Annotated in this window: 22 protein-coding genes; all 22 read left to right on the forward strand. The window is 43.0% G+C overall.

What is annotated here, in order from left to right; all coding sequences use genetic code 11:
* The first annotated feature begins 97 nt into the window (after positions 1 to 97).
* The 22 genes from CLV42_RS03025 (at position 98) to CLV42_RS03130 (ending at position 26,828) form a co-directional block, all read left to right on the forward strand.
* Positions 98 to 2,590, forward strand: a complete 2,493-nt coding sequence (locus tag CLV42_RS03025; RefSeq protein WP_106600404.1) for an SLBB domain-containing protein — start codon at positions 98 to 100, stop codon at positions 2,588 to 2,590.
* Between the two features lie 50 nt (positions 2,591 to 2,640).
* Entirely contained in the window at positions 2,641 to 3,717 is a 1,077-nt protein-coding gene (locus CLV42_RS03030) for a GumC domain-containing protein (RefSeq protein ID WP_106600405.1), read from the forward strand.
* A gap of 55 nt (positions 3,718 to 3,772) precedes the next feature.
* Positions 3,773 to 4,771, forward strand: a complete 999-nt coding sequence (locus CLV42_RS03035; RefSeq protein ID WP_106600406.1) for an NAD-dependent 4,6-dehydratase LegB — start codon at positions 3,773 to 3,775, stop codon at positions 4,769 to 4,771.
* Positions 4,772 to 4,777: 6 nt separating this feature from the next.
* A complete protein-coding gene (locus CLV42_RS03040) occupies positions 4,778 to 5,926 on the forward strand; it encodes a LegC family aminotransferase (protein ID WP_106600407.1) in 1,149 nt (382 codons plus the stop codon).
* Positions 5,927 to 5,969: 43 nt separating this feature from the next.
* Positions 5,970 to 6,605 carry an acetyltransferase gene (locus CLV42_RS03045; protein WP_211303378.1) on the forward strand — a complete coding sequence of 212 codons (636 nt, stop codon included), beginning with the start codon at positions 5,970 to 5,972 and terminating at the stop codon, positions 6,603 to 6,605.
* Positions 6,606 to 6,634: 29 nt separating this feature from the next.
* Positions 6,635 to 7,639 (forward strand): N-acetylneuraminate synthase, encoded by a 1,005-nt coding sequence (gene neuB / locus CLV42_RS03050; RefSeq protein ID WP_106600408.1) that lies wholly within the window; start codon positions 6,635 to 6,637, stop codon positions 7,637 to 7,639.
* The gene (gene neuC / locus CLV42_RS03055; RefSeq protein WP_106600409.1) at positions 7,636 to 8,793 is read left to right on the forward strand and encodes a UDP-N-acetylglucosamine 2-epimerase; all 1,158 of its coding nucleotides are present in this window, start codon (positions 7,636 to 7,638) and stop codon (positions 8,791 to 8,793) included. The genes neuB and neuC overlap by 4 nt, the downstream gene beginning before the upstream one ends.
* Positions 8,794 to 9,846 (forward strand): nucleotidyltransferase family protein, encoded by a 1,053-nt coding sequence (locus tag CLV42_RS03060; protein ID WP_106600410.1) that lies wholly within the window; start codon positions 8,794 to 8,796, stop codon positions 9,844 to 9,846. It abuts the gene before it with no gap.
* 10 nt (positions 9,847 to 9,856) lie between these two features.
* On the forward strand, positions 9,857 to 10,546 hold the full coding sequence (locus CLV42_RS03065; RefSeq protein ID WP_106600411.1) for an acylneuraminate cytidylyltransferase family protein: 690 nt from the start codon (positions 9,857 to 9,859) through the stop codon (positions 10,544 to 10,546).
* A gap of 17 nt (positions 10,547 to 10,563) precedes the next feature.
* A complete protein-coding gene (locus CLV42_RS03070) occupies positions 10,564 to 11,763 on the forward strand; it encodes a sialidase family protein (RefSeq protein ID WP_106600412.1) in 1,200 nt (399 codons plus the stop codon).
* An 8-nt stretch (positions 11,764 to 11,771) separates the two neighbouring features.
* Entirely contained in the window at positions 11,772 to 13,058 is a 1,287-nt protein-coding gene (locus tag CLV42_RS03075; RefSeq protein WP_106600413.1) for a lipopolysaccharide biosynthesis protein, read from the forward strand.
* Positions 13,055 to 14,206 carry a hypothetical protein gene (locus CLV42_RS03080; protein WP_106600414.1) on the forward strand — a complete coding sequence of 384 codons (1,152 nt, stop codon included), beginning with the start codon at positions 13,055 to 13,057 and terminating at the stop codon, positions 14,204 to 14,206. The genes CLV42_RS03075 and CLV42_RS03080 overlap by 4 nt, the downstream gene beginning before the upstream one ends.
* Positions 14,207 to 14,247: 41 nt before the next feature.
* Complete coding sequence (locus CLV42_RS03085) at positions 14,248 to 15,294, forward strand: glycosyltransferase family 4 protein (RefSeq protein WP_170117368.1); 1,047 nt, start codon at positions 14,248 to 14,250, stop codon at positions 15,292 to 15,294.
* Entirely contained in the window at positions 15,294 to 16,367 is a 1,074-nt protein-coding gene (locus tag CLV42_RS03090; protein ID WP_106600416.1) for an EpsG family protein, read from the forward strand. Before CLV42_RS03085 ends, CLV42_RS03090 begins: the two co-directional genes overlap by 1 nt.
* A gap of 113 nt (positions 16,368 to 16,480) precedes the next feature.
* A complete protein-coding gene (locus tag CLV42_RS03095; RefSeq protein ID WP_170117369.1) occupies positions 16,481 to 17,401 on the forward strand; it encodes a glycosyltransferase family 4 protein in 921 nt (306 codons plus the stop codon).
* A 16-nt stretch (positions 17,402 to 17,417) separates the two neighbouring features.
* Positions 17,418 to 18,563, forward strand: a complete 1,146-nt coding sequence (locus CLV42_RS03100) for a glycosyltransferase family 4 protein (RefSeq protein WP_106600418.1) — start codon at positions 17,418 to 17,420, stop codon at positions 18,561 to 18,563.
* 24 nt (positions 18,564 to 18,587) lie between these two features.
* Positions 18,588 to 19,670 carry a DUF1972 domain-containing protein gene (locus tag CLV42_RS03105; protein ID WP_106600419.1) on the forward strand — a complete coding sequence of 361 codons (1,083 nt, stop codon included), beginning with the start codon at positions 18,588 to 18,590 and terminating at the stop codon, positions 19,668 to 19,670.
* Between the two features lie 10 nt (positions 19,671 to 19,680).
* Positions 19,681 to 21,009 carry a glycosyl hydrolase family 28-related protein gene (locus CLV42_RS03110; RefSeq protein WP_170117370.1) on the forward strand — a complete coding sequence of 443 codons (1,329 nt, stop codon included), beginning with the start codon at positions 19,681 to 19,683 and terminating at the stop codon, positions 21,007 to 21,009.
* Positions 21,010 to 21,043: 34 nt separating this feature from the next.
* Entirely contained in the window at positions 21,044 to 22,156 is a 1,113-nt protein-coding gene (gmd, locus tag CLV42_RS03115; RefSeq protein WP_106600421.1) for a GDP-mannose 4,6-dehydratase, read from the forward strand.
* Positions 22,157 to 22,159: 3 nt separating this feature from the next.
* Positions 22,160 to 23,089, forward strand: coding sequence for a GDP-L-fucose synthase (gene fcl / locus CLV42_RS03120; RefSeq protein ID WP_106600422.1), 930 nt, complete (start codon positions 22,160 to 22,162; stop codon positions 23,087 to 23,089).
* A gap of 164 nt (positions 23,090 to 23,253) precedes the next feature.
* The gene (locus CLV42_RS03125; protein ID WP_106600423.1) at positions 23,254 to 24,828 is read left to right on the forward strand and encodes a hypothetical protein; all 1,575 of its coding nucleotides are present in this window, start codon (positions 23,254 to 23,256) and stop codon (positions 24,826 to 24,828) included.
* A 98-nt stretch (positions 24,829 to 24,926) separates the two neighbouring features.
* Entirely contained in the window at positions 24,927 to 26,828 is a 1,902-nt protein-coding gene (locus tag CLV42_RS03130) for an ABC-F family ATP-binding cassette domain-containing protein (protein WP_106600424.1), read from the forward strand.
* Positions 26,829 to 26,852 lie beyond the last annotated feature (24 nt).

Genomic DNA, 26,852 nt, shown 5'->3' on the forward strand with positions numbered 1-26,852 from the left:
TAGATTTGCACCTGATTTTTCTTAAGAGAAATTCCAGGCAACAGAGGGGCATTGGTCAATATAATATTAATCCGAATATTTGTTATCCGATAAATTCATGCTAAAAAGAATATTACTGCTGCAACTGTTACTGATGACTTTTGGCTATTGTGTTCATGCTCAGTCAGGTATGCAGGTACAAATGAGCCAGATGAAGGTGGATAATCTTTCTGATGATCAGATCAGGCAGATAGTGGCTCAGATGAAGTCAAAGGGCGTCAATTATTCCCAGATAGACGACTATGCAGCTCAGAGGGGAATTCCCGATGTTGAAGTGTCAAAGTTAAAGGCGCGTATTACGCAGTTAAACCTCGATAAGGAGCTTACTTCTGCCAGAGGGAATGATATTTTCAGTTCAGATACTTCCGGCAGGCAATACAGCGGACCGTCAGATACGATTTATTACTGGCGTGAAATGTATAAACAGATCAAGGACAAGGAAGATTTTGAAAAGGAACAGCGCCGCAGAAAGATCTTTGGTACTGAATTGTTTAGCAACCAGAACCTCACATTCGAGCCAAACTTACGTATGGCAACCCCTTCCAATTACAGGATTGCAGCGGACGATGAACTGATTATTGATGTATATGGCTATTCCGAGGTGCAGAATGTATTAAAAGTGACTCCCGAAGGGTATATCAGGATTCCTTACTTGGGACCGGTTTATGTGAACGGTCTTACCATTGAGGAAGCCAGAACACGTATCACTAAACAGCTGAGTACTATTTATGGGGGTATTAAAACCGGCAATACTTCCGTGCAGGTATCGCTGGGAAATATCCGTAGTATTAAAGTGACCCTGATCGGTGAGATCACCCGTCCGGGTACCTATACATTACCATCGCTGGCAACTGTGGCGAATGCCTTATATGTGTCTGGCGGTCCTGATGAAAATGGCTCTTTCAGAAGTATAGATGTGATCCGTAACGGGAGAAAGTTTGCCAGCTTTGACCTGTATGATTTCCTTCTGCATGGAGACCTCACGAACAACGTGGTGCTACAGGACCAGGACATCGTAAAGGTGAACCCTTATAAAATGAGGGTGGAACTGTTGGGTGAAATCAAACGCCCTGCTATTTTCGAGACAAAAGAAAACGAAACCCTGCAACAGGTGATTGATTTTTCCGGTGGATATACGGATAATTCTTTCCGGGATGTGATCCGCGCATTACGTATTACCAGTAAAGCAAGAGAGTTTGTAAATATACCGGTAGATTCTGTGGCCTTTTTCCGTTTGAAGTCGGGTGATAAATTCTATGTGGATTCAATTATAAGCCGTTATACGAATCGCGTAACTATCGCAGGGGCGGTGTTCCATCCGGGCGAATATGCGCTGGAAGAGAAGATGACAGTGGGAGATCTCATTAAACGTGCTGACGGTATCCAGGAAGTAGCGGCTACCTCCCGTGGCGTGATCCGCAGATTACAGGAAGATTTTACACCAGCCTTTATCAACTTTAACGTGCTGGATGCAATAGAAGGAAAAAATAATCCGGCTTTACAGCGGGAAGACAGCGTTGTCATATTTTCCAAGCTGGCTATCAGGGAACCGTACATGGTGAAGATTGCAGGAGAAGTAAATAACCCCGGATATTTTAGTTATGGTGATAGTATGCGTCTGGAAGATCTTATCCTGATGGCAGGTGGGCTCAGGGATGCTGCCAGCCTTAAACATGTGGAAATATCCCGTCGTATCCGTACAAGAGAAGCGTTTGATTCTACAGATATCAGGATGGCTATCACCGATCAGTTTGACATCAATGCAGACTTGTCAGGTAGTCCGGAAGCAGCATCTTATGTGTTGCATCCTTTTGACGAAGTAGTAGTGCGCAGATCTCCTTCTTATAGTCAGCAGGCAAATGTGCAGGTAAATGGCGAGGTTGTTTATCCGGGTCTTTATGCCATTAATACCAAGAAGGAACGTATATCAGACCTTATCAAAAGAGCGGGTGGTCTACGTCCGGAAGCCTCTGCAGAAGGCGCGCTGTTATTACGGAGAACTTTTATCAATGAACAGGACAGTACTTTCCTGCTGAGCAAGCTGGAAGTATTCAATAATAAAGTGAAGGATAGTATCGACGTTGCCAGAACACGTGCAACAGTGGAGCGTAACCAGCAATTGCTGGGTATACAGCTGGAAGAGATCCTGGAGCATCCAGGTTCCAAATATGACCTGTACCTGGAAGAGGGAGATGTGATCAGGATACCTAAGAAATTACAGACCGTACAATTGTTCGGAGAAGTATATTTCCCTAAGAAAGTACGGTTTGACAATGGCTTTTCCTTCAGAAGTTACGTGCGTGGCGCCGGTGGTTTTACTTCTCAGGCACTGAAGAGAAGAAGTTATATCGTATACGCGAATGGTGAAGTGAAAAGCACAAGGAAGATGTTATTCTTCAACAGTTATCCGAAAGTAAAACCAGGAGCGGAAATATATGTACCTGCCAAACCTGAAAGGAAAGGACTGTCAGCAGCAGCTACAGTAGGATTGGCCAGTGCATTGGCGTCTTTAGCATTGATAGTGGTTACAATTATCAATTCAACAAAATAGTAGATCAATGCATCTGATATGGATCATATATTCTTAATGCATTTAGCTGTATGGAAATAACGAATGACGCCGCGAAGAAAAGCGACGAAATATCTTTAAAGGAATTAGTATTAAAACTGCATGACTGGTGGAAATACCTGCTCAGCAAATGGTTGATTATTGTCGTATTTGGATTGACAGGCGCCGGGCTTGGGCTTGTGTTTTCCCTGTTCAGCAAGGCACGGTATGTAGGAGAATTAACGTTCGTACTGGAAGATAGTAAGCCAGCAGGTCTGGCTGCCTATTCAGGAATCGCCAGCCAATTTGGGTTAGATCTGGGTGGTGGTACCGGTAGCGGGCTGTTTGAAGGTGATAACATCATGGAGTTCCTGCGTTCAAGGTTTATTATCGAGCAGGCCTTGCTGACACCCATCTCTGAGAATGGGAAGAAAATGACCCTGGTAACCTGGTATATCAATACTTCCCACTGGAGAGAAAAGCTGGATAAGGATTCCAGCCTGAAGGCGATAACCTATCCTGTAGGGCAGGATCGCAAAACGTTTACCCTGCTTCAGGACAGTTTGTTAAACAAGATCCATAAATACCTCCTTGAGAAGGAGCTGGAAATTACAAAACCCGATAAGAAATTAAGTTTTATAAAAGTGACGACTACTGCAGAGAACGAATTGTTCTCTAAAGTCTTTACAGAATACCTGGTCAATGAGGCTGCAGAGTTTTATACTTATACGAAAACCAAACGTTCAAAGGTAAGTGTAGATAAGCTGCAGGCTATGGCAGATTCGCTACAGGACCAATTAAATAAAAAGACCTATACATTGGCAGCAGTACAGGATGTGAATCTTAACCCGGTAAGACAGGTATCTTCTGTAAAAGGAGAGCTGATAGCGAGGGATAAGATAGTGCTGCAGACGATGTATGCCGAAGTAATTAAAAACCTGGAACTGAGCAAGCTGACAATGGCGCAGGAGACACCGATCGTACAGGTGGTGGACAGGCCTATTCTGCCGCTGGAAAAGAAGCGGTTCGGGAAGTTTAAAGGCCTGCTACTCGGAGGCTTGCTGGGAGGTTTTCTGATAGTATTCATACTGGTATTCAGAAGGCTTTACCGGGAGATGCTGGCCAGCTAATCTGATAACGTGATCTATAATTTTCAAAGCGAAAGCATAGCATAATTGCATATCAATGGAACTGAAGAATAAAAAAGTTTTAATTACCGGTGCTGATGGATTTATTGGGAGTCACCTGGTAGAGCGCCTTTTACAAGAGGGCTGTAATGTCAGGGCTTTTGTGAATTACAATTCATTCAATAGCTGGGGATGGTTAGATACTTTTTCAAAAGACACCCTGGGAAAGCTGGATGTATTTCCTGGAGACGTCAGGGATCCGAATGGTGTGAGAACAGCGATGAAAGGAGTTGATGTGGTATTTCATCTCGCAGCGTTGATCGCTATTCCCTTCAGTTATCATTCACCAGATTCTTACATTGATACCAATATTAAGGGCACACTGAACATTGTACAGGCGGCAAAGGACCTGGGAATAGAAAGGGTGCTTGTTACTTCCACATCAGAGGTGTATGGTACTGCTACCTATATACCTATTGATGAGAAACATCCGCGTCAGCCACAATCGCCTTATTCCGCTTCCAAGATAGGCGCGGATTGTATTGCTGAATCATTTTACCGCAGCTTTAACTTACCGGTTACGATTGTTCGTCCTTTTAATACTTATGGACCAAGGCAGTCGGCAAGAGCTATTATTCCTACTGTCATTACGCAGTTACTGAACGGCAAAACAGAGATCCAGTTGGGAGATCTGAAGCCTACCAGAGACCTGGTGTATGTGAAGGATACTGTCAATGGCTTTGTTGAAATTGCTAAATCCGAGGCTTTGATAGGCCAGGATTGTAATATTGCGACAGAATCAGAGATCAGTATAGGCGAACTGGCCGGGTTGCTGATCGATATCATCAATCCATCTGCCAGAATTGTTGAAGACACGGCCAGACTTCGCCCGGAAAAGAGCGAGGTTTTCCGGTTGTACGGATCTAAGGAAAAAATCAGTCAGTATACATCCTGGAAGCCACAATATACTTTTAGAGATGGGCTAATGGAAACGATCGAGTGGTTCAGATCGGCAGAGAACTTAAAGAGCTATAAAGCGGATATTTATAATATTTAGTACTTAATGGAAACTTCACATATACTAAACTTTATCAGACGTACTTTTAACGACGCGGAAGGATTTATTCCGCTACATGCACCATTTTTTGGCGGGAAAGAAAAGGAATACGTTACTGATACGATCGACTCTACCTTTGTTTCTTCTGTAGGTGCTTATGTGACACGCTTTGAAGAAATGATGACAGAGATCACCGGCGCCAGGTATGCCATTGCTACTGTAAATGGTACAACAGCGTTGCATCTGGCACTTGTACTGGCAGGGGTGAAATATGGAGAGGAGGTGATTACACAGTCGCTCACATTCGTGGCTACTGCCAACGCCATTGCACATGCCGGAGCCATACCTGTTTTTACGGATGTAGATAAAGATACAATGGGATTGTCTCCTGCTGCGTTACAGGCATTTCTGGAAGAACATGTAATGGTCAATGCAAACGGGGAATGCATTAATAAAACCAGTGGCAGGCGAATAGCAGCTTGCGTTCCAATGCATACGTTTGGTTTCCCCCTAAGGATCAGTGAACTGGCTGCGGTTTGCAGTAAATATAATATCCCGCTCGTGGAAGACGCTGCGGAGTCATTGGGGAGTTATGTAGGAGACAAGCATACGGGTACTTTCGGTTTGATCGGTACCTTCAGCTTTAATGGAAATAAAACAGTGACTTGTGGGGGCGGCGGAGCTATTGTTACTAATGACGAAGCTATTGCAAAGAAAGCGAAACATTTATCCACAACAGCAAAGATCCCTCACGCTTACGAATTTGTGCACGATGACATAGGATATAATTATCGTATGCCCAATCTGAATGCAGCGCTGGCCTGTGCTCAACTGGAGCAACTGGATGCTATGCTGGCAAATAAACGTGAGCTGGCGGAAATGTATAGTAACTTCTTTCAGGGTTCATCCGTTTCTTATGTGAAAGAAATGTACGGCACAAAGGCGAATTACTGGCTGAACACGGTCATTTTCCAGGATCATGCACAGCAGCAGGCTTTTCTGAAAGAAAGTAATGATAATAAAGTGATGACACGCCCGATCTGGCGTTTAATGAACAGGTTACCTATGTATGCCCATTGTCAGCATGGTGATCTTAGTAATGCAGAATGGCTGGAAGAGCGGGTGGTGAATATACCAAGCAGTGTAAGGAAATGAAATCGGTGGTAAGCATAATCAAATGTAGAAGATGTCCCCGGAAATGACCAGAAAAATATTTCTTTACGGCGCTGGCGGTCATGCAAAAGTGATACTGGAACTGCTGGAAGTAAACGAGCGCCGTTGTGCCGGTATCTACGACGAGTATGGCGCTGCAACACAGTTGTTGGGTTACCCGGTGTCTGGTAATCTAAATGATGACTATAAGGCGGCTGATTCGGCTATGATCATAGCAGTAGGGAATAATGCTGTGCGCAGGAAACTTGCTAGGAAGCTATCAGCTAATTGGGCTACCGTTATTCACCCATCTGCCAATATATCTTCCCGTTGTACAATCGGCAACGGAACAGTGGTGATGGCTGGTGTAAGTGTCAATAGTGAAGTACGGATCGGTGATCATGTAATTATTAATACCAATTGTTCTGTTGATCATGATTGTGTGTTGGCCAATTACGTACATATTTCTCCCAATGTCGCTCTTGCAGGTAATGTTCAGGTGGGGGAAGGAACACATGTAGGCATAGGGGCAACAATAATACAAGGTATTAAGATAGGAAAATGGGCAACTATTGGTGCGGGATCGGTCATTATAAGAGATGTACCTGATTATGCAGTAGTGGTAGGAAATCCGGGAAGGATCCTCCGGATGAATGAACCAGAAGATGTTGCCGGAAAATAAAAGAGGATCACAACTAACTTGGAACAAACATGGAGAAAGTATTCATAATAGCGGAGGCAGGAGTAAATCATAACGGTGATATGACGCTTGCCAAACAGCTGATCGATATTGCAGCAGATGCAAAGGCAGATGCAGTGAAGTTTCAGACATTCATTGCTGAAAAGCTGGTGTCAAAATTTGCGGAAAAAGCGGCATATCAGAAAGCAAGCACTGATGCAGCAGAAAACCAGCTGAATATGATCAGGCGGTTAGAGCTGAAGTTTGATCAGTTTGAAGAGTTGAGGAATTATGCTGACAGTAAGCATATTATGTTTCTTTCCACGCCATTTGATTTCCCAAGTATCGATTTTCTGAAATCCCTGGGCATGACCTATGGCAAGATCCCCTCAGGAGAACTGACCAACATGCCTTACCTGATAAAGATGGCGAAGAGCTTTGAACAGCTCATCGTATCGACCGGGATGTCTGAAATGTCTGAAATTCATGCTGCATTGAAAGTGTTGCAGGACCATGGCGCGAAGAAGGAGAATATTGTAGTATTACATTGTAATACGGAATATCCTACTCCTTTTGAAGATGCCAATCTCAAGGCAATGCAAAGCATTGAAAAAGAGTTCAACATCAGGATAGGATATTCTGACCATACCCCTGGTATTGAGGCGCCTGTGGCTGCAGTCGCATTGGGAGCTACTGTGATAGAGAAACACTACACAATAGACAAAACGATGGAAGGGCCTGACCATGCCGCATCTCTTGATCCACAGGAACTGAAAGCAATGGTAAGTGCTATCCGGAACACGGAAAAAGCATTAGGTAGCGGCGAAAAGACACCTTCAAAATCAGAAACAAAGAATAAAACGATTGCGAGGAAAAGTATAGTGGCGGCTAGGGATATAAAGGCGGGAGAAGTACTGACAGAGGACAATATAACAGTAAAGCGACCTGGAAATGGGATCAGCCCGATGTTGTGGTATGATGTATTAGGCAAGAAAGCCGGAAGGGATTTTCAGACAGATGAGTTGATAGAGCTATGATAAGAAAGATCTGTATAGTGACGGGCACCCGCGCTGAATACGGGCTACTGTTACCGCTGATGAAAGCTATCAGGGAACGGAAAGACCTTCAATTGCAGTTGTTGGTAACCGGGATGCATCTTTCTCCGGAATTTGGTCTTACGTACAAGCAGATCGAAGCAGATGGATTTCACATTGATGTGAAGGTAGATATGCTGTTATCAAGCGATACTGCAGCAGGCGTTACAAAGTCCACCGGATTGGGAATGATCGGTTTTGCAGATGCCTTTAACGCCTTGCAACCCCATTGGGTAGTGATACTCGGCGACAGGTTTGAAGCTTTTGCTGCGGCAACTGCTGCTTATATTGCGCAGCTACCTATTATTCACCTCAATGGAGGGGAAACCACAGAAGGTGCTATGGATGAAGCATTTCGTCATGCTATCACCAAGATGTCCTATCTGCATTTTACTGCAACAGAGACTTACAGGAAGAGAGTGATACAACTTGGAGAAGCGCCGGAAAGAGTGTTTAACGTCGGTGCAATCGGTATAGACAGTATTATGCACCTGCCCCGGATGACCCAACAGGAACTAGAGGAAAATCTGGGTATTGATCTGTCTCAGCCTACGGTGCTGGTCACATATCATCCGGTCACGCTGGAGAAGAACAGTGCGGCAGACCAGTTTGCTGCGTTAGTCCGTGCATTGATTGACACCGAAGGGCTTCAGATCGTGATCACCTATCCTAATGCAGATACCGACGGAAGAGTGATTATTGATCAGATAAAAGAGCTGGAAAAGCAATACCGCAGTCGTATTTATGCTTTCCCTTCGCTCGGTCAGAAACGTTATTTGTCGTTAATACCATACGTAAAGGCGGTGGTAGGTAATTCTTCAAGTGGTATTATTGAAGTACCTTCTTTCAGGATCCCTACGTTAAATATAGGAGACAGGCAGGGTGGGCGTATGGCAGCAGAAAGCGTTATCCAGGTAGCGCCAGATGAAGCTTCCATAAAACAGGGATTGAAAAAAGCACTGTCATCGGAATTCCGGGAGTTCTGCCGGCAGGTAAATAATCCTTACGGCGATGGGCAGACAACTGGTAAGATTATTGATAAGCTGGGTCAGTTTATTGAAATCAAAAACATTAAGAAGAAATTTTACGATCTGTAAATGAAGAACTGGGAACGTTATATCATCAATAGCAATGCTAATATTAAAGATGCTTTAAAGCAGCTGGACCAACTTGGCCTGGTGAACGGCGTATTGTTCATTGCTGACGAAAAAGGTTGTTTACTGGGCTCTATCACAGATGGAGATATCAGAAGAGGCTTGCTGCAGGATGTGAATGTAAATGATCCCATTAATAAAGCTGGTCACTATCCCTGCAAGTTTGTTTTCTCATTTCAACCAACCTCCCAGGAGTTGAAAGCGTTCAAGGAGCGCAACTTGCGCTTTATTCCGGTAGTGAATGAAGAAATGAACATTCTTGGTATTCTTGACCTGGAGCATCTGAGAAGAACAATACCGGTAGAAGCGGTATTGATGGCCGGTGGGAAAGGCCAGCGCTTGCTTCCCCTGACAGAAGATACGCCTAAACCATTGCTGAAAGTTGGCCCAAAACCAATAATAGAACACAACATAGATCGCCTTATCAACCATGGAGTTGATAATATATATCTCAGCATCAACTACCTGGGACATAAGATCAGGGATTATTTTGGTGACGGATATGCAAAGGGCGCTACCATCAATTATATAGAAGAAGACTTCCCAATGGGAACAATCGGTGCGGCAAAGAAGGTGAAGAACTATAGTAAGGAACATCTGTTGATCATGAATTCAGATATCCTGACTGATATTGACTTCCATGAATTCTACAATGATTTCATTGAACAGAATGCAGACATGTCAGTAGCTGCTATCAGCTATCATGTAGACATCCCATACGCAGTCATGGAGACAGATGAACACAACAGGATCGCTTCATTGAAGGAGAAACCAAGGTATACTTACTATTCAAATGCCGGTATTTACCTGATGAAGAGTGAAATGCTGGAACATGTTCCGCATAATGAGTTTTTTAATGTGACGGACTTAATAGAAGAGCTGATTGGGAAAGGCAAAAAGCTGATCACCTTTCCTATTCTTGGTTATTGGTTGGACATTGGAAGAATGGATGATTACAAAAAAGCGCAGGAGGATATTAAGCACTTAAATCTATGATGTTTATCCGATGAAAACATTATTTCTTATTCCAGCGCGGGGAGGGTCCAAAGGAGTGCCTGGAAAGAATATCAAGTCCCTAGGAGGAAAGCCATTGATCAACTATGCCATAGATGCTGTGAAGCCTTTAACAGCAATAGAGAACATCTGCATTTCCACCGATGCGGAAGATATTAAAGCCGTGGTGGAAGCAAATGGGGTAAGTGTTCCGTTTTTACGGCCGGCCTACCTGGCGGAAGATAATTCCGGTACTTATGAAGTATGTCTTCATGCGATAGAGTTTTACGAAAAACAAGGACGTTTTTTTGATGTACTTGTCATATTGCAGCCAACAAGCCCCTTTAGAACTACAGACAATATCCGTGAAGCGTTGCAGGCCTTCAGCCCAGACCTGGATATGGTTGTATCAGTAAAAGAAACAAAAGCTAACCCTTACACCGTTTTATTTGAAGAGGACAGTGACGGATACCTTGTTAAATCAAAGCAGGGCAATTTTATAAGACGGCAGGATTGCCCCCGGGTATGGGAATATAACGGAGCTATTTATGTAATAAATATAGAGTCATTAAAACGCAGCCCTCTTAACCAGTTTAAGAAAATAAGAAAATATATTATGGAAGAGGCTGAGTCAGTAGATATAGACACTCCATTGGATTGGGAATTCTCAGAGTTTTTAATAAGCAAAAAAACATTCCTATAAATGCCATCTTTTATACTATGAAACTTAGAAGCTTTTTACCTTCGATCAAGTCCATTTCTCCCACCTGCCAGGCATTATTATTTATAACTGTACTGACATTCACAACAGCATGCACCAAAGAGAACAATCAAAAGTTCTATGAGGATATCCAGGATTCACCGCTGTTTGATTCAGACATTAAGCTCATTGGAGGTGTTACTGAAATGCCCGTTAAGAGCCAGGCACTATTCGTGCCGGACAATGTAAAATCAGGCGCATACGCATATGCGTCAGTAATCAGGCTGAATGACAGCTCATTGATGATTGCATGTACGCGTTATCAGCCCAACGGGTTTGATGACTTCATGCATTCAGATATTGTAGCCCGAAAGAGTACGGACAACGGTAAAACCTGGGCTCCGGAATTCGTGTTACAGGAAAATATAGCTACAATCAACACCATGAATCCTAATTTACTAAGGATCGGTGCCAAGAAGCTGTTGCTGATTTTCACGGTAAAGCACAGTGATGCAAAAATTGATCTTTATATCAAGGAGTCCCAGGATAATGGTGAAACCTGGGGAGATCCAAGAATGATCAACACCACCCAGGGCTATCACATTTTGAATAATGACAGGGCGATTATTAATAACAAGAGAATTATTCTTCCTGTCGCCTTTGCAAAGAACATTTCAAAAGAGTTCGACCAGCAGGTAGTTTTTTGTTACTATTCTGATGACATGGGGAAGACCTGGTTAAAGTCTAAGTATCTAAAGACCTATTTTGCGCTGATGGAACCAGGAGTGACTGCTATAGATAAAAACGGAACGCTCAAAATGAATATACGTACCAGACAAGGGTTTATTTACTTCTCCAAAAGCACGGACAATGGAGCAACATGGAGCGGTCTCTATAAGTCCGGTATCAATACGCCGGAATCTCCACAGGTTGTAAAAAGCTTAAACCGTACGGACTCTCTTATTATGATCTGGAACAACGCTGTTTATACACCAGGCACCAATAACAGGAATCCACTTACATTTGCGTACAGCATAACCGGGGGCAATGAGTGGTTGAATCCTACTAATCTACGTAGTAACAGGGATCTGAACTATTTATATCCTACTATATACAATGATCGTCACGATACTGTTTTTGTGACATATGCAATAAGAGATAACTCTTATAAGCCGATCGTTTATTTTGACAAATTGTCTTTGAAGAATCTGATTAAATAGTTGTGAACATGAAATTGGTCAGTAAGAATATAATTAAACATCCTTTATTTCAGAAAAGTATTATTTATACGATTACTGACGCAATTAATAAGGCAATTCCTTTTTTATTACTTCCTTTCCTGACGCATTATTTGTCGCCTGCAGATTACGGTGTTGTATCGAATTATAACGTTTATATTTCTGTCCTGCTCATTTTTGTAGGGCTGAATTTAAATGGCGCAATGGCGGCAAACTTCTATCACTACTCAAAGGAAGAAATAGCCGAATATATCAGCAGTATATTTATTATTATCTTTTGCGCCACAGTTATTGTTGGGCTAATAGTGGGGGTAACTGCAGGCTACGTTTCTTCGTTAACGACCATAGCGCCGTTATTCCTGTTCGTAGGTGTGCTTGTTGCAGCAAGCCAGGGAGGAACTGCCATCAACCTTGATCTTTGGCGGCTGGAAGAGAAACCACTCGCGTTTGGCGGGTACCAGATTGCACAAAGCGCTATTAATATTTGTCTTACTGTTTTCTTCCTGGCCTATATGCGGCTGGGAGCGGATGGTCGTATCGGCGCAATGATTATTACTTCCGTGCTTTTTTTTATAGTCAGTATGTTTGTGTTGTTCAAGCGTGGCTATTTAAAACTCAGCATCAACAAGAAGTATATGAGAGATGCGCTGGCCTTTGGCTTGCCAATGATCCCTCATACATTAGGTATATGGATCCGCACAGGTATTGACAGGATATATATAACTAAATTTTACGGCGTAGCTGAAGCCGGTCTTTATTCAACGGGATTTCAGTTTGGCCTGTTGCTGTCCTTTCTTGTAATGGCTTTCCACAATGCATATGTGCCGTATGTCTATAAATTACTGGCAAGCAATCAACCTGAGCAAAAAGGCAAGCTTGTTAAATTTACTTACATATATATGCTGGCTGTGCTGTTACTGGCGCTGGTCTTTTCGTTCATATCCTATTTCATCGTGTATCATTTCCTCTCAGTACGTTACCTTGAATCAGCCAAATATATAGGCTGGGCTATGTTCACGCAGGCTTTCCAGGGAATGTACCTGATAGTGGGGATTTATATATTTTATTCAAAGAAGACAGCGAAGCTGGCAATAGTCACCTCTTCATTGTCTATTCTGCAATTGATATTGTCTTACCTGCTGGTGAAATACATTGGTCCGATTGGCGCTGCTTATTCGAGTTTCATCGTGTGCGTGGTAAATTTTATTGTGGTGTGGTATCTGAGTGTTCACGTTTATGCGATGCCCTGGTTTAATTTCAAGAAGATTAAGGTATGAAGAAAATCATTTTCATAAGCCACGACCCGCTTACGGATACTATTAAAAAGAATTATTATCTGGAGAGGTTCTGTGAAGATGGTATTGAAATAGAATACTGGTGTGTAAGGCATATCGTTAAATATGCGAACCGTGCAGCGCTCAACAATGAAATCAGTGAAGTATACTTCAGAGATGTCACACAGTTGGATCAACTAAAACAACTGTTGGAAGAGCGGGCAAAAGGTGCCTGGATTTGTGTGGAGCTATGGTTCAACTGGGATACAATACCTGTTTTTCAATTGTTGAAACAGTATAAAGAACAATTGTTTTCCATTGACTGGTATAGTAACATTCCCGCTATCTCTGTAAAGAGGAAGTTGCTTGACGACCTGAAAACCTTCAATTTCCTGAAGCTTTATTATGCAGGTGTAAGAGTGGTCAGCAGGAAAGCTTTTGATATCTATGCAAAATGGATTGATATTCGTCCACCCGCTATTTTATTTGCGGTAGGCCAAAAACAGGTGGATAGTGAACGGAAGGTAATTTCTTTGAATCACCATGATTTTGACATTTTTCAGGAAGGTGGTTTGTCAGATGATGCTGCGGCAGGAGAGCAAAAGTATGCCGTGTTTTTAGATGTCATGCTGCCGAACCATCCGGATTTTAAGCGACTGAACTCTGACATACTAAGTGCCGGAGTATATTACCGGAAGCTGAATGAGTTCTTCGATAAAGCAGAGGCAAAACTCGGGATTCCGGTTATTATTGCGGCACATCCTAAATCATCTTATAAGGATGAATTCAACGGCCGGACGGTTATAAAGGGAAAGACAAACGCGTTGGTGGCCCAAAGCACTGTAGTATTTACCCATCACAGTATCTCCATGTTTTATGCGGTACTGTATAGAAAGCAACTGGCTTTATTGACAATGAATGAGTTTAAATTTGCCAGGGCTAAATCCTTTGCAATGCAGATCGTTCATTATATGATGGAGTTATATGCACAGAACCTTCATTGCAGTCTGATAAACATTGATGACCAGGAAGAGTTGACGCTGCGTGATGTGGATATGGCGAGTTATGAGCGTTTTGAGAAAAAATACATAAAAGGTACGTCTGCTAAGCAGAACTATGATGTAATTAAAGATACCCTGCAACTGAATTGATCTCTTCAGGGAGATCCTTAATTACAATGAAATCAGGTTTTATGAAGAAGATAGGTTTTTTTATTAATACATTATCGAAGTCTGGCGGTACTGAGCGTGTAACAAGTGTATTGGCAAATGCGCTCGCGGAGGTTGACTGCGAGGTGGAAGTGCTATGCATGTTTAAGAGTGGGGAGAGCTTTTACAAACTGGATAGCAGAGTAGTAGTCAGATATCTTACAGAAAAGCCTGATGGAACATTAAAGGATTATTTCAGTGTACTCAGATCGCTGATAAAGAATACAAAACACCTTGATTATATCATCGGGGTGGGAATGGACTTGTGTATTTTTACAGTTCCCCTGAAACTGTTTAATAAGGTAAAGGTAATAGGATGGGAGCATTTTAATCTGACCGTAAAGGGACCCGTTGTAAGTTTAGCGAGACATCTGGGCATACGGTTTGCTGACAGGATCGTTACCTTAACCCAGAAAGACTTCAGCGACTATAAAAAGAAGACTGATAAGGTAGTATGCATATATAATCCGACAACAATTGATATGCCACCGGTTACTACTTATGATAATAAGACGCTGTTGTGCGTAGGCCGTCTGACATATCAGAAAGGGTTTGATATGATGCTTGACATCTGGGCGGAAGTATATAAAAAGTATCATGACTGGAAACTGATCATAGTTGGTAATGGTGAGGATGAAGAAGCACTGAAAGATCAGACAGAGAGATTGGGCATTGGAGTGAGTGTCGAATTTGTGAAAGCAACGAAGGAAATAACGAAGTATTATGCCACTGCATCTGTGTATGCAATGACTTCGAGATATGAGGGATTGCCCCTGGTACTTATAGAGGCACAGTCTGCCGGATTGCCGTTGATTGCCTTTAACTGTGAGACCGGGCCCAAAGAAGTGGTAGAGGATGGATATAATGGATTTTTGATTCCTGCTTTTGATAAGGCCGCCTTTAGCGAAAAATTGCAGCAGTTGATGGCAGATGAATCTTTGAGAGAAAAAATGGGCAAGCAATCAATAATTAATTCCGGCAAATTTTCAAGAAACAGCATTGTTAAAAAATGGACTGAAATTCTTGTATAATGATTTATTACTTAATCACGATAGCTCTTTCTGCGTTTAGTTTTGTTGAAAGCTTGCATGTAGACCTGCGAAAGATGCAGAATGCATTTTATATCTTCATTCTGATCTTTCTTGCCGTTTTTGCGGGAACGAGAATGATGGGCTTTGACTATGAAACGTATAAAGATATATTCTCTTACGCTTCCTCCGGCGACCTGTTTGGAGTACAAATAGAGATAGGATGGGCACTGATCTGCTATTTGTTTGGTGGATTCGGTTTCAATGCTTTTCTCTTGTTTGTGGCATGTTGCTCTATTGTACTGTATGGGATTTTTTTCAGAAAGTACTCGCCTTACATATTTTTGTCGCTACTGATCTATTACTCCTCCTATTTTATTGTAAAAGAAATGGGGCAGATGAGGCAAGGGCTTGCAATAGGAATAGTGACATTTGCATTTACCGCTGCTATGGAGAAGAAGAAGGGGCAGTTTGCGCTTCTCTTTTTGATGGCCTTCTGCATTCACTACTCCGCAATTGTTACACTCCCCGTATACTATCTCTGCAATCACCAATGGAAAACAACCACTATCGTTGCATTTATTGCTTTCGGGTTGTGTTTTACTTTTATAGATCTTGGGGTGATTCTGGCGAAAGTTATTTCCATACTCCCCATAAGTGGCGCACAGGATAAAGTGGCCAATATTCTTGTATCAGATGCATCTGCCAAGAAGTTAGGAATTAACTCATCTATTATACTCAGAATAATTATAATGGGAATGGCTTTAGCATACAGAAAGCCATTAAGCGAAAGATTTGCCTTTTATGAGCCTTTTCTGATGCTCTATTTCTACGGCCTGATGCTGTATCTGGTATTCAATTCTGTGTCGGAATTTGCGCAGAGAACATCTGCTTATTTCCGAATACTGGAAGCCATTATTCTACCTTGTATACTTGCACTGATGAGGAGGCGGGCGGAGCGGCTTGTAGTGGTTGGGCTGCTTGTACTCAATGCGGCAGTATCTATCAATAGGTTGTTTGGCCCTGCGCAGGCATATGAAGCGTATAATCCATATAAAACATATTTACTGGACTGATTATGGGAGTTAGAGTCTGTTTTGAGCCACACCTGGAAAGTATAAATAGTGCCTTTACCAGATACTTTTCAAACCACAAGGAAGAGATTGATTTTGTTCTTTTGGATAAACCAATGAGGAAGAAGGGCGGGCCTTTTTTTGTATTACACGCTATCTGGTTTCGTATCAGGTCGGTCGTTGATTTTGTCAGGCGTTATGATATCGTTCATGTCAATTCAGCGAAGTTTGGAATAGCGGCATATGTTGCAAGTTTTTTCGGCTGTAAATATATCTATACCATCCACTTTGCATCTACTGAAGAGAAAAAAGGCAGCCTGACAAGCTGGATCTATTACATATTGGAAGTTGGTTTGCTGCGGCTTGTGGCGGGGAGAGCGGTCTGTGTTACTACTGTTTCAGAATATTGCCGGCAGGAGATATTCCGGCGTTTCAATGTTAACCCGGTGGTAGTGCATAATGGTTATGACGAAACACAATTTGATAATGTAAATAGAGGCCTGACCAACGTGAAGGAAGAACTGATGTTAAGCAACGAAGTTGTCTACATCAGTGTTGGGCGGATGATCGACTATAAGAAGCCTTTAAATGTGATCCGTTTCTTTGCGGAGATAAAAAAGAGAAATGGAAACAGTAAACTAATTTTTATTGGTGATGGCGATTTATATGAAGCTGTACAAAACGAAATTGCGGCATTAAAACTGACCGACAGTGTTATCCTGATAAAGCAGGTGAACTTTAAAGAGATTCCCGCATATTACAGTGCGGCTGATTATTTTATCAGCGCCTGTGAATCGGAAGCTTTTGGGCTGGTGTGCCTTGAAGCCCTGGCCTGTGATGCTGTGCCTCTTGTGCCCTGGAAAGGAGCATTCCCTGAGATATTTTTGGACAGGATATTTTCTTATGATATTGAGAGGATTTCAGATATACCAGACAGACAACAACTTTTGTCACACAGAGAAAGCATATTGAATAGATTCAGATGGAATGATAAAATAACCCTATACAACCGGCTGTATGTAGAGAAAGCTAAATAAATATTAATATTGCCAGATGAATAATACCAGACCTAAAGCCTTTATAGTAACTAATATAGACGTTTTTTTTCTTACGAATCGTAAGGAACAGGCGCAAATTATGCAGGAAAGAGGCTTTGAGATTCATGTACTAGCTGCTGATACAGGGCGTTCGGAAGAGATCCGGCAATTGGGTTTCGTTTTCCATGCGCTCCCCATGGGGCGATTTGGACTGGGACCGCTGCAGGTGTTAAAGAATATATGGCAAATCAGTAATATTTATAAACAGGAAGCTCCTGCAGTGATCCACCAGCTAGGCCTGAAGATTATCATGTTGGGTACATTGGCCGGCCTCAGGACCAAAGCTGTTATTTTCAATACTTATACAGGTTTAGGGTATTTATTTACGGTAGATAACTATAAGACAAAGATCCTAAGGAGGTTGTTGCTACTGTTGTCAAAGTGGATCTATAAGAACAAGAGAGTTATTGCAATATTTCAGAATACAACAGACTACAAATTATTTGAGCACTACGGGATTGTAGACCAAACAAATGGGCATGTAATTAAAGGTTGTGGCGTTAAGTTAACCGATTTCGATTTTACACCATTACCGGCAGGAGATGTACTGAGAATCCTGCTGCCAGGTAAGATGCTTTCCTCTAAAGGAGTATATGAGTTTGTGGAGATTGCAAAAAATGTTAAAGCAGACAAAACCATCAAACAGCAAGTAGAATTTCAACTTTGTGGTGGTATTGATGAAGGTCACCCTTTTGCTATAAAGAAGGAAGAAATAGAAAAATGGCAGGAGAACGGTTGGGTGAAATGGCTGGGTAATCAGCGGAAGATGTCCGATGTATATAAGCAGGCGGATATTGTAATTCTGCCATCCTGGAGAGAAGGGTTACCCAAATCACTATTGGAAGCAGGAGCTGTGGGCAGGCCGATTATTACGTACAATGTAGCGGGATGCAGTGAAGTGGTGGTGGATGGCGTGACAGGATATGTAGTGCCGTTTGGTGATGTGAGTAAGATGACCGAATACACAAAGCAACTGATCAACGATAAGACGCTCAGGGATAAAATGGGGGCCAATAGCTGTAATTACATTAAAGAGCACTTTGAACTGTATAAAATAATTGACGAGAATATGAAGCTTTACAGTAGCAATAAGCTGATATAATCATCTGTTATAAACATAAAGGAATTGAAATCTAAAAAACGAATTGCAATTATTGGTACTGTAGGCATCCCTGCGAGATATGGTGGATTTGAGACATTGGCGGAACAGCTGGTCACAAGACTGTCTCATGAATTCAGTTTTACAGTTTTTTGCAGCAAAAAGGCGTACCCGAAATCTGAGCGTGAAAAGGATAATGGTAGTGTAAAGAAGGTATATCTTCCTCTTGCGGCAAATGGATTACAAAGTATCTTATATGATGTAGTTTCAGTTATATGGGCATTGTTCATTTCAGATGTGTTACTGGTATTAGGTGTCTCGGGAGCATTTATTCTTCCGGTAATAAAGTTAATTAGCCGGAAAAAGATCATACTGCATATTGATGGTCTCGAATGGAAAAGAGCAAAATGGAACGGCCTGGCAAGGAAATACCTGAAGGCCTCAGAAGCGGTTGGGGTGAAATTTGCTGATGTTATCATTGCAGACAACGAAGAGATCAGAAACCACCTGAGAAATAGTTATCAATGTGAGGGCGTATTGATCGAGTACGGAGGAGATCATGTAATAACCGGTGAAATAAGCAGGCCGCTATCCACAGTTGAAGATGGGTATGCTTTTTCCGTGTGTCGTATAGAACCCGAGAATAATATCGAAATGATCCTGCAGGCATTTTCAACAATGCCCTCCAGGCAACTGGTATTAGTAGGCAATTGGTTTAACAGCCAATATTCCAAGTCGCTGTATGAAAAGTATACACAGTATCCCAATCTGCGCCTTACCCCCCCTATTTATGATATTAAGGCATTGAATGAATTGAGGCAGAATTGTTATATGTACATACACGGACATTCTGCTGGAGGTACAAATCCCTCACTTGTTGAAGCCATGTGTCTTGAACTACCGGTATTGGCTTATTCTGTTAATTATAATATATATTCTACCCAGAACAAAGCCTTGTATTTTTCTTCAGCAAGCGAATTAGTATCTGTTTATCAATCAGTTAGTGAAGGTAGGAGAGCGGAAATAGCCCTTGACATGAAAAGAGTTGCAGATGAACGCTATAAATGGAGCATAATTATTGCTAAGTATAGAGATGAATTCTGCATCTAAATCAATTGTCATGAAGAAGATCTTTTCGCTGATAATCATAGTATTAAGTTGGTATCAGCTCACCGCACAAAAGAAAGAATTTTATCTGAAAGACTATGGGGCAAAGGGGGATGGTGTGACGGACGATAAAGCGGCTATCCAAAGTTGTATCAAGGATGCCTATGCAAATAACGGGGTTGCCGTACTAACGCCAGGGAAATACAGGATCAACAAAGCCATCTATTTTTATTTAAAAGACAATAATCCCTTGTCGGTAAAAGGACAACCAGATGCAAAGGGGAATTATCCTGTGATTGTTACGGATAAGCTCGAAAGCATTTTTGTTTTTGAGTCCGACCCGAATAAACCTGCCGGTAATGTACAATTGAGTCAGTTGGAGCTGGTGGGAAATAACGTTCCCTATTCATCCAGCCATCCTTACTTCGGGAAGCATGATATGTACGCCAGCGGCGTGGCCTGCTTTAACTTAAAGTCTGTGTCTGTCAGCAATCTGACAGTAAGAAATATATACGGAGAAGGGATTAATGTGCGTAACTGGAATTATCAGAAGAATCCGATTGCAAACAGATTTACCAATGTTAATATAACCGACAATAAAATTCTTAATTGTTGGGGCGCAAATCCGCCTACACCCAATGGCGGACCTTCTGATGAATATGGCGATGGTGTTTATGTGAACAACGCGACCAATATTTCCATACTCCGTAACCAGATCGTCAATGACCTGGCAGTCACCAAACAGTTTGGCCGTGCCGGAATTGTGATCGAATATAACTGTGACGATGCTACTATCGAAAAGAATACCGTGAGCGGTTATGACAGGGATATTCACCTGGAAGGTGATTTCGGTGGACATATGATCAGGAATAATAAATTGATAGGGTCTGATTTTTCTATATGCGTATATGGAAATCTGCATACAGGTCCGCAGAAGCCGATATCTATTGTCAATAACTACCTCAGTAATGAAGGTATTCCCGACAACCCTCAATTGATAAGAGTAAGAAGTAAGGATGAAAGATCCCTGATCTCCTTCTATTCAGAAAACGATACCAGGCAGAATTCCGTTATTTCCGGCAATACATTTAATATGACGCCTAATTCGGGCATAATTGGTAATTCTTTTCTGAAGGTGTATGAAGATAATCTGCAGGTAAGCGACAATCAGTTCAACAACCTGACAAAAAGTAAAGTGGGGGTTTACTATGATAAGAAGCCTCAGAAGATGACCAATGAAGTCTACAAGAACGTTAATCTCAACTTTAATAAGAACATAAAAGCGGATTTTATAAAATCTAATAATAAGCTCACAAACAGTAATACAAATCTGGCTTTGTAAATAGCTATATTTGTTTGATAACTGAACTCCAAATATGAAGACTGCTTTAATTACCGGCATTACTGGCCAGGATGGAGCTTATTTAAGTGAACTATTACTTGCTCAGGGCTATAACGTACACGGTATAAAACGCCGTAGCTCCCTGTTCAACACAGACCGTATCGATCACCTCTACCAGAATCCCCAGGATGAGGATGTGCGTTTCAGACTGCATTATGGAGATCTTACCGACTCCACGAACCTGATTCGCATTATCCAGCAGGTGCAGCCGGATGAGATATACAACCTTGGCGCTATGAGTCATGTGCAGGTGAGCTTTGAAACACCTGAATACACCGCCAATGCTGATGGTATAGGCACACTGAGGATACTTGAAGCAGTACGTTTATTAGGCTTAACACAGAAAACCAAAATATACCAGGCATCTACTTCTGAGCTGTACGGTTTAGTACAGGAAGTGCCACAGTCAGAAAGAACCCCTTTCTACCCGCGCTCCCCTTATGCGGTAGCTAAAATGTATGCGTACTGGATCACGGTCAACTACCGGGAGGCCTATAATATGTATGCATGCAATGGCATCCTGTTCAATCACGAAAGCCCGCTGCGTGGGGAGACTTTTGTAACCAGGAAGATCACCCGTGGGGTAGCACAGATTGCGCTGGGAATGCAGGACAAGTTATATATGGGTAACCTGAACGCACGGCGTGACTGGGGACATGCGAAGGATTATGTAGAGGCTATGTGGCGTATCCTGCAGCAGGACCAACCCGAAGATTATGTGATCGCCACTGGTATCACTACTCCTGTGAGGGATTTCATCAGGATGGCTTTTGAAGAAGCAGGCATAGAAGTGGAATTCACAGGGGAAGGTGTTCATGAAAAAGGCATTGTCAGAAGTGTGGAAGGACACCTGACTGCTGTACAGCCAGGACAGGAAGTTGTCGCTATCGATCCAAGATATTTCAGGCCCACGGAAGTGGACCTTTTAATTGGTGACCCTACCAAAGCACAGACGAAGCTGGGATGGCAGCCTAAATATGATCTGCCGGCCCTGGTGAAAGAGATGGTGCATGCAGATCTGGAATTGTTCCGCAGGGAAAAACTACTGAAAGAAGCAGGATTTAAGATATTCAGTCAATACGAATAGACTATGAAACAAACGGATAAGATCTATGTAGCCGGGCACAGGGGAATGGTAGGCTCCGCCATTGTGAGGCGCTTACAGAAGGATGGCTTTAATAATATTGTGACCAGGACTTCCGCACAACTGGACTTGCGTAACCAGGAAGCGACTGCGGCATTTTTTGCCGAAGAGCGTCCGGACTATGTTTTCCTGGCGGCTGCCAAAGTAGGGGGCATCGTTGCAAATAACACTTTCAGGGCCGAGTTCATTTATGAGAACATCATGATCCAGAATAACGTGATCCATCATGCTTATCTGAATAATGTGAAGAAGCTGATGTTCCTGGGGTCTTCCTGTATATATCCTAAACTGGCGCCCCAGCCACTGAAGGAAGAGTACCTGCTGACAGGTTTACTGGAGCCTACGAATGAACCATATGCCATTGCAAAGATCGCAGGTATTAAAATGTGTGATGCATACCGGGCGCAATATGACTGTAACTTCGTATCGGTAATGCCAACGAACCTGTATGGCCCCAACGATAATTATGATCTGAAAAACTCACATGTGCTCCCGGCATTGCTGCGGAAATTCCATGAGGCGAAGAAGAACAATGCTGCAGAAGTGGTAGTATGGGGAACAGGTACGCCTTTACGTGAGTTTCTGCATGCCGATGATATGGCAGATGCATGTTTCTATCTCATGCAACACTATAATGAAGAAGGTCTGGTTAATATAGGCGTAGGAGAAGATATCAGTATCAAAGACCTGGCATTGCTGGTGAAGAAGATAACAGGTTATGAAGGAGAACTGGTATTCGATACTTCTAAACCAGATGGCACACCCAGAAAACTGATGGATGTAAGTAAACTGCATGGTTTTGGATGGAAGGCCACTATTGGGTTAGAGGAAGGGATTGCCAGCGTGTATGCAGATATTAAAGACACCGTATTTTAATGTGAATGCTCCCGGGTACCTATGATTGATTTCATCTTTGACTTTTGGAAAACATGAACTTTAACGATAAAGTATAAAAGAGAGGAATTAATCAATAGAATATAGTACTATGGCCAAATCTGCTAAACGCTTATATTTGCAGCGGCAAGCAAATTCTTTCCTTTATGTTCAAGAAATGTATCACCCCTGTGTTTGTTCTGGTTTGCTTAAGTATCCCTTTTAGCTATACGGCACATGCACAAAGTATCGGGCGCCAGTACTCACTGGGCTTTTACCAATCCGGTTCAGACAGCACCAAGTATCACTCTTCACTGAGAGATTACTCTATTGAGCCAAGCTTCGATCTTCCAAAAGGAGATACGATGCGTAAGCAGAGCTGGCTTTACCGGAAACTGTTTCGTGAACATCTGCTGGAAGTTCACGAAGACGACTACACATTTTACGCCAGCATCCTCCCGGATCTTATAGTAGGTCATAGCAGTGATCGTGGTACAACATGGGTAAATACCCGTGGCGTTATTGCTGGTGGTACTATCGGAAAGAACCTGACATTCCGGGCAGAGTTCTATGAGAACCAGGCTAAGATGCCTGCCTACCTCGATGCGTTTGGCCGGGTCAACAAGATCGTACCAGGGCAGGGAGAGTGGAAGGGCTATTCCCACAATACCGCATTTGACTATGCGTATTCCTCCGCATTGATCGATTATAAGGCAGGAAGACATTTTGTGTTCCAACTGGGATACGACAAGAATTTCATCGGTGATGGATATCGTTCTATGTTACTGTCTGATGCTTCTTTTAACTATCCTTTCCTGAAAATTATTGCCAACTTAGGCAGGGTACAGTATACCACCATGTGGGCCCAGTTTATAGATATGCAATATCCGAAGGCCTCTTACGATAATGGTTACAGGAAGAAATGGGGTGTATTTAATTACCTCGACTGGAATGTAAGCAAGAAGATCTCCATTGGATTATTTGAAGCGGTGATCTGGCAGGATTCTGATTCCACCGGCAAACGTGGATTTGATGCCAGTTACCTGAACCCGATCGTTTTCCTCCGTCCGGTGGAATTCTCTGTAGGTTCTCCTGATAATGCCCTCTTAGGTCTGAATGTCAAGTATGCACCGTCCCGGAACAGTACCTTCTACGGACAGTTCATCCTCGATGAATTCAAGTTCAGTGAAATAACTGCCGGTAAAGGCTGGTGGGCTAACAAATATGGTGGCCAGGTAGGTTTTCGTTCCAACAACCTCTTTAAGGTGAGTAACCTGAACTTCCTGACTGAGGTGAATGCGGCAAGGCCGTATACATACTCCCAGCGTACAACCCTGAATAACTATGGTCACTATAATCAACCATTGGCACATCCTATGGGGGCTAACTTTGTGGAATGGGTGAATATTGCTGACTATAGGTATAAGCGCCTGTTCCTCCGTGGACAGATCACCCTGGCTAAGTACGGACTGGATACGGCAGGTGTGAATTACGGGAAGGACATCAATAAATCCTACTTCACCCGTACAGTGGATTTCGGCAACCACATCGGGCAGGGACTTAAGACCACGCTGTTATATGTACAGGGAACCGCTGCTTACCTGCTGAACCCGAAGTATAACCTGCGATTGGAAGCATCCGTCACCGCCAGAAGAGAAAGCAATAATCAGTGGAAGACCAATGAACTGATTTTCCAGGTGGGACTGAGAAGTTCTTTCCGTCAGTTGTATTATGATTTGTAAGTAATTGATAAATATATTGTTGAGAGCCTCCTGGTCAGCCGGGAGGCTTTTTTATTTCCCGTCTGCGAGGCATCCTGACATTTTACTAACTTCGCGCCATGCATTATGTTACCGTAGAAGGACTCACGAAGACTTTTGGCGCAGGGCCGCTTTTCAAGGACATTTCTTTCCATATAGAAGAAGGAGATAAGATCGCACTGGTTGCCCTCAATGGCGCCGGTAAATCTACATTGCTCCGCATCCTGTGTGGGCAGGAATCGCCGGACGCCGGTACTGTCTGGATCCACAAGGACGTGACGGTGGTAATGCTGGAGCAGCAATCTGCGTTTGAGCCTGGAAAATCTATTTCTGAGAATATATTCTCCCAGTCCCACCCGGTACTGGCCGCCATCAGGGACTATGAGATATTGACCGACGACGAGGAAGGGGAGCCGGACATTGATAAGCTGACCAAAGCTATTGAGCGTATGGATGAGCTGAACGCCTGGCATTTTGATTCCAAAGTGAAGCAGATACTAGGGAAACTGAATATCCACCACCTGGACCAGAAAATGGGCAGCCTTTCCGGAGGACAGCTGAAACGTGTCGCACTTGCCAAGGTGTTAATAGATATCGGGTTTGAACACCGCCATACCCTCCTGATCATGGACGAACCTACCAACCACCTGGACGTTAGTATGATCGAATGGCTGGAAAATTACCTGGACCAGGAGAATGTGACCCTCTTGCTGGTAACGCACGACCGTTACTTCCTGGACAGTGTTTGTAACGAGATTATGGAAATTGACCAGCAACAGCTGTTCATATATAAAGGAGATTACGAGAACTACCTGGAAAAGAAGGCCACCCGCGAGGAACAAGACAGGGCCAGTGTGGAAAAGGCCAGGAACGTATTCCGTAAAGAACTGGAATGGATCAGGAAACAGCCCAAGGCACGTACTACAAAATCCAAATCCCGTATAGACGCTTTTGAAGATGTAAAGGAAAGGGCTAGCGTTCGGCTGGAAAAACAGCAGCTGGAACTGAATGTGAAAATGACCCGTCTGGGTGGAAAAATCATTGAGCTGAAGAAAGTATATAAGTCCTTTGGTGACCTGAAGATCCTGAAAGGTTTTGACTATACCTTCAAGAAAGGAGAACGGGTAGGAGTAGTAGGAAAGAATGGAGTAGGGAAATCTACTTTCGTAAATATGCTGCTCGGACTGGAACAGCCTGATTCCGGTAAGATCAATACCGGAGAGACCGTGGTGTTTGGTAACTACGACCAGCGTGGATTGATTGTAAAAGAAGATATGCGGGTGATAGAGTTCGTCAAGAACATTGCCGAAAACTTTCCCCTGGCAGACGGCACAAAGGTGAGCGCCGCACAGTTCCTGCAGTTGTTCCTCTTCACACCTGAAAAGCAATATACCTACATCTCCAAGCTGAGTGGAGGAGAGAAGAGGAGGTTGCATCTGCTAAGCATCCTGTTCCGCAATCCGAACTTCCTGGTATTGGATGAACCTACGAATGACCTCGACCTGCCAACGCTGAGCATCCTGGAGGAGTTCCTGCTGTCTTACCAGGGTTGTATCATTATCGTAAGCCACGACAGGTATTTTATGGACAAACTGGTAGATCACCTGTTTGTGTTTGAAGGAGGAGGGGAAGTACGTGATTTCCCTGGTAACTATACCCAGTACAGAGAATGGGAGAAGGACCGTTCCGAAAAGGACAAGGAAGAGGCCCGTAATGAAAATAAAACTCCTGAGAAGGCGGTAGTAGCAGCTGTTCCTGTAGCGGAGGCCAAAAAAATGTCCTTTAAGGAAAAACGTGAACTGGAACTGCTGGAGAAAGACATCGCAGCACTGGAGGCAGAAAAGAAAGAGATAGATGCAAAGATGGGAGCAGGAGACCTGCCTTATGAACAACTGGAACCACTATCCCGCCGTGTCGGGGAAATACTTCAGTTGCTGGATGAAAAAGGTCTGCGTTGGCTGGAGCTTAGTGAGATGAGTTAACTGTATTAATAATAAAGATAGTAA

Origin of the sequence: Chitinophaga ginsengisoli (assembly GCF_003014595.1) — a bacterium.
Classification (GTDB): Bacteria; Bacteroidota; Bacteroidia; order Chitinophagales; family Chitinophagaceae; genus Chitinophaga; species Chitinophaga ginsengisoli.

Excerpts from the sequence above, each read along its gene's own strand:
- CLV42_RS03025 (WP_106600404.1), top strand. The coding sequence starts at position 98 with ATGCTAAAAAGAATATTACTGCTGCAACTGTTACTGATGACTTTTGGC.
- CLV42_RS03030 (WP_106600405.1), top strand. The coding sequence starts at position 2,641 with ATGGAAATAACGAATGACGCCGCGAAGAAAAGCGACGAAATATCTTTA.
- CLV42_RS03035 (WP_106600406.1), top strand. The coding sequence starts at position 3,773 with ATGGAACTGAAGAATAAAAAAGTTTTAATTACCGGTGCTGATGGATTT.
- CLV42_RS03040 (WP_106600407.1), top strand. The coding sequence starts at position 4,778 with ATGGAAACTTCACATATACTAAACTTTATCAGACGTACTTTTAACGAC.
- CLV42_RS03045 (WP_211303378.1), top strand. The coding sequence starts at position 5,970 with ATGACCAGAAAAATATTTCTTTACGGCGCTGGCGGTCATGCAAAAGTG.
- neuB (WP_106600408.1), top strand. The coding sequence starts at position 6,635 with ATGGAGAAAGTATTCATAATAGCGGAGGCAGGAGTAAATCATAACGGT.
- neuC (WP_106600409.1), top strand. The coding sequence starts at position 7,636 with ATGATAAGAAAGATCTGTATAGTGACGGGCACCCGCGCTGAATACGGG.
- CLV42_RS03060 (WP_106600410.1), top strand. The coding sequence starts at position 8,794 with ATGAAGAACTGGGAACGTTATATCATCAATAGCAATGCTAATATTAAA.
- CLV42_RS03065 (WP_106600411.1), top strand. The coding sequence starts at position 9,857 with ATGAAAACATTATTTCTTATTCCAGCGCGGGGAGGGTCCAAAGGAGTG.
- CLV42_RS03070 (WP_106600412.1), top strand. The coding sequence starts at position 10,564 with ATGAAACTTAGAAGCTTTTTACCTTCGATCAAGTCCATTTCTCCCACC.
- CLV42_RS03075 (WP_106600413.1), top strand. The coding sequence starts at position 11,772 with ATGAAATTGGTCAGTAAGAATATAATTAAACATCCTTTATTTCAGAAA.
- CLV42_RS03080 (WP_106600414.1), top strand. The coding sequence starts at position 13,055 with ATGAAGAAAATCATTTTCATAAGCCACGACCCGCTTACGGATACTATT.
- CLV42_RS03085 (WP_170117368.1), top strand. The coding sequence starts at position 14,248 with ATGAAGAAGATAGGTTTTTTTATTAATACATTATCGAAGTCTGGCGGT.
- CLV42_RS03090 (WP_106600416.1), top strand. The coding sequence starts at position 15,294 with ATGATTTATTACTTAATCACGATAGCTCTTTCTGCGTTTAGTTTTGTT.
- CLV42_RS03095 (WP_170117369.1), top strand. The coding sequence starts at position 16,481 with ATGAGGAAGAAGGGCGGGCCTTTTTTTGTATTACACGCTATCTGGTTT.
- CLV42_RS03100 (WP_106600418.1), top strand. The coding sequence starts at position 17,418 with ATGAATAATACCAGACCTAAAGCCTTTATAGTAACTAATATAGACGTT.
- CLV42_RS03110 (WP_170117370.1), top strand. The coding sequence starts at position 19,681 with ATGAAGAAGATCTTTTCGCTGATAATCATAGTATTAAGTTGGTATCAG.
- gmd (WP_106600421.1), top strand. The coding sequence starts at position 21,044 with ATGAAGACTGCTTTAATTACCGGCATTACTGGCCAGGATGGAGCTTAT.
- fcl (WP_106600422.1), top strand. The coding sequence starts at position 22,160 with ATGAAACAAACGGATAAGATCTATGTAGCCGGGCACAGGGGAATGGTA.
- CLV42_RS03125 (WP_106600423.1), top strand. The coding sequence starts at position 23,254 with ATGTTCAAGAAATGTATCACCCCTGTGTTTGTTCTGGTTTGCTTAAGT.
- CLV42_RS03130 (WP_106600424.1), top strand. The coding sequence starts at position 24,927 with ATGCATTATGTTACCGTAGAAGGACTCACGAAGACTTTTGGCGCAGGG.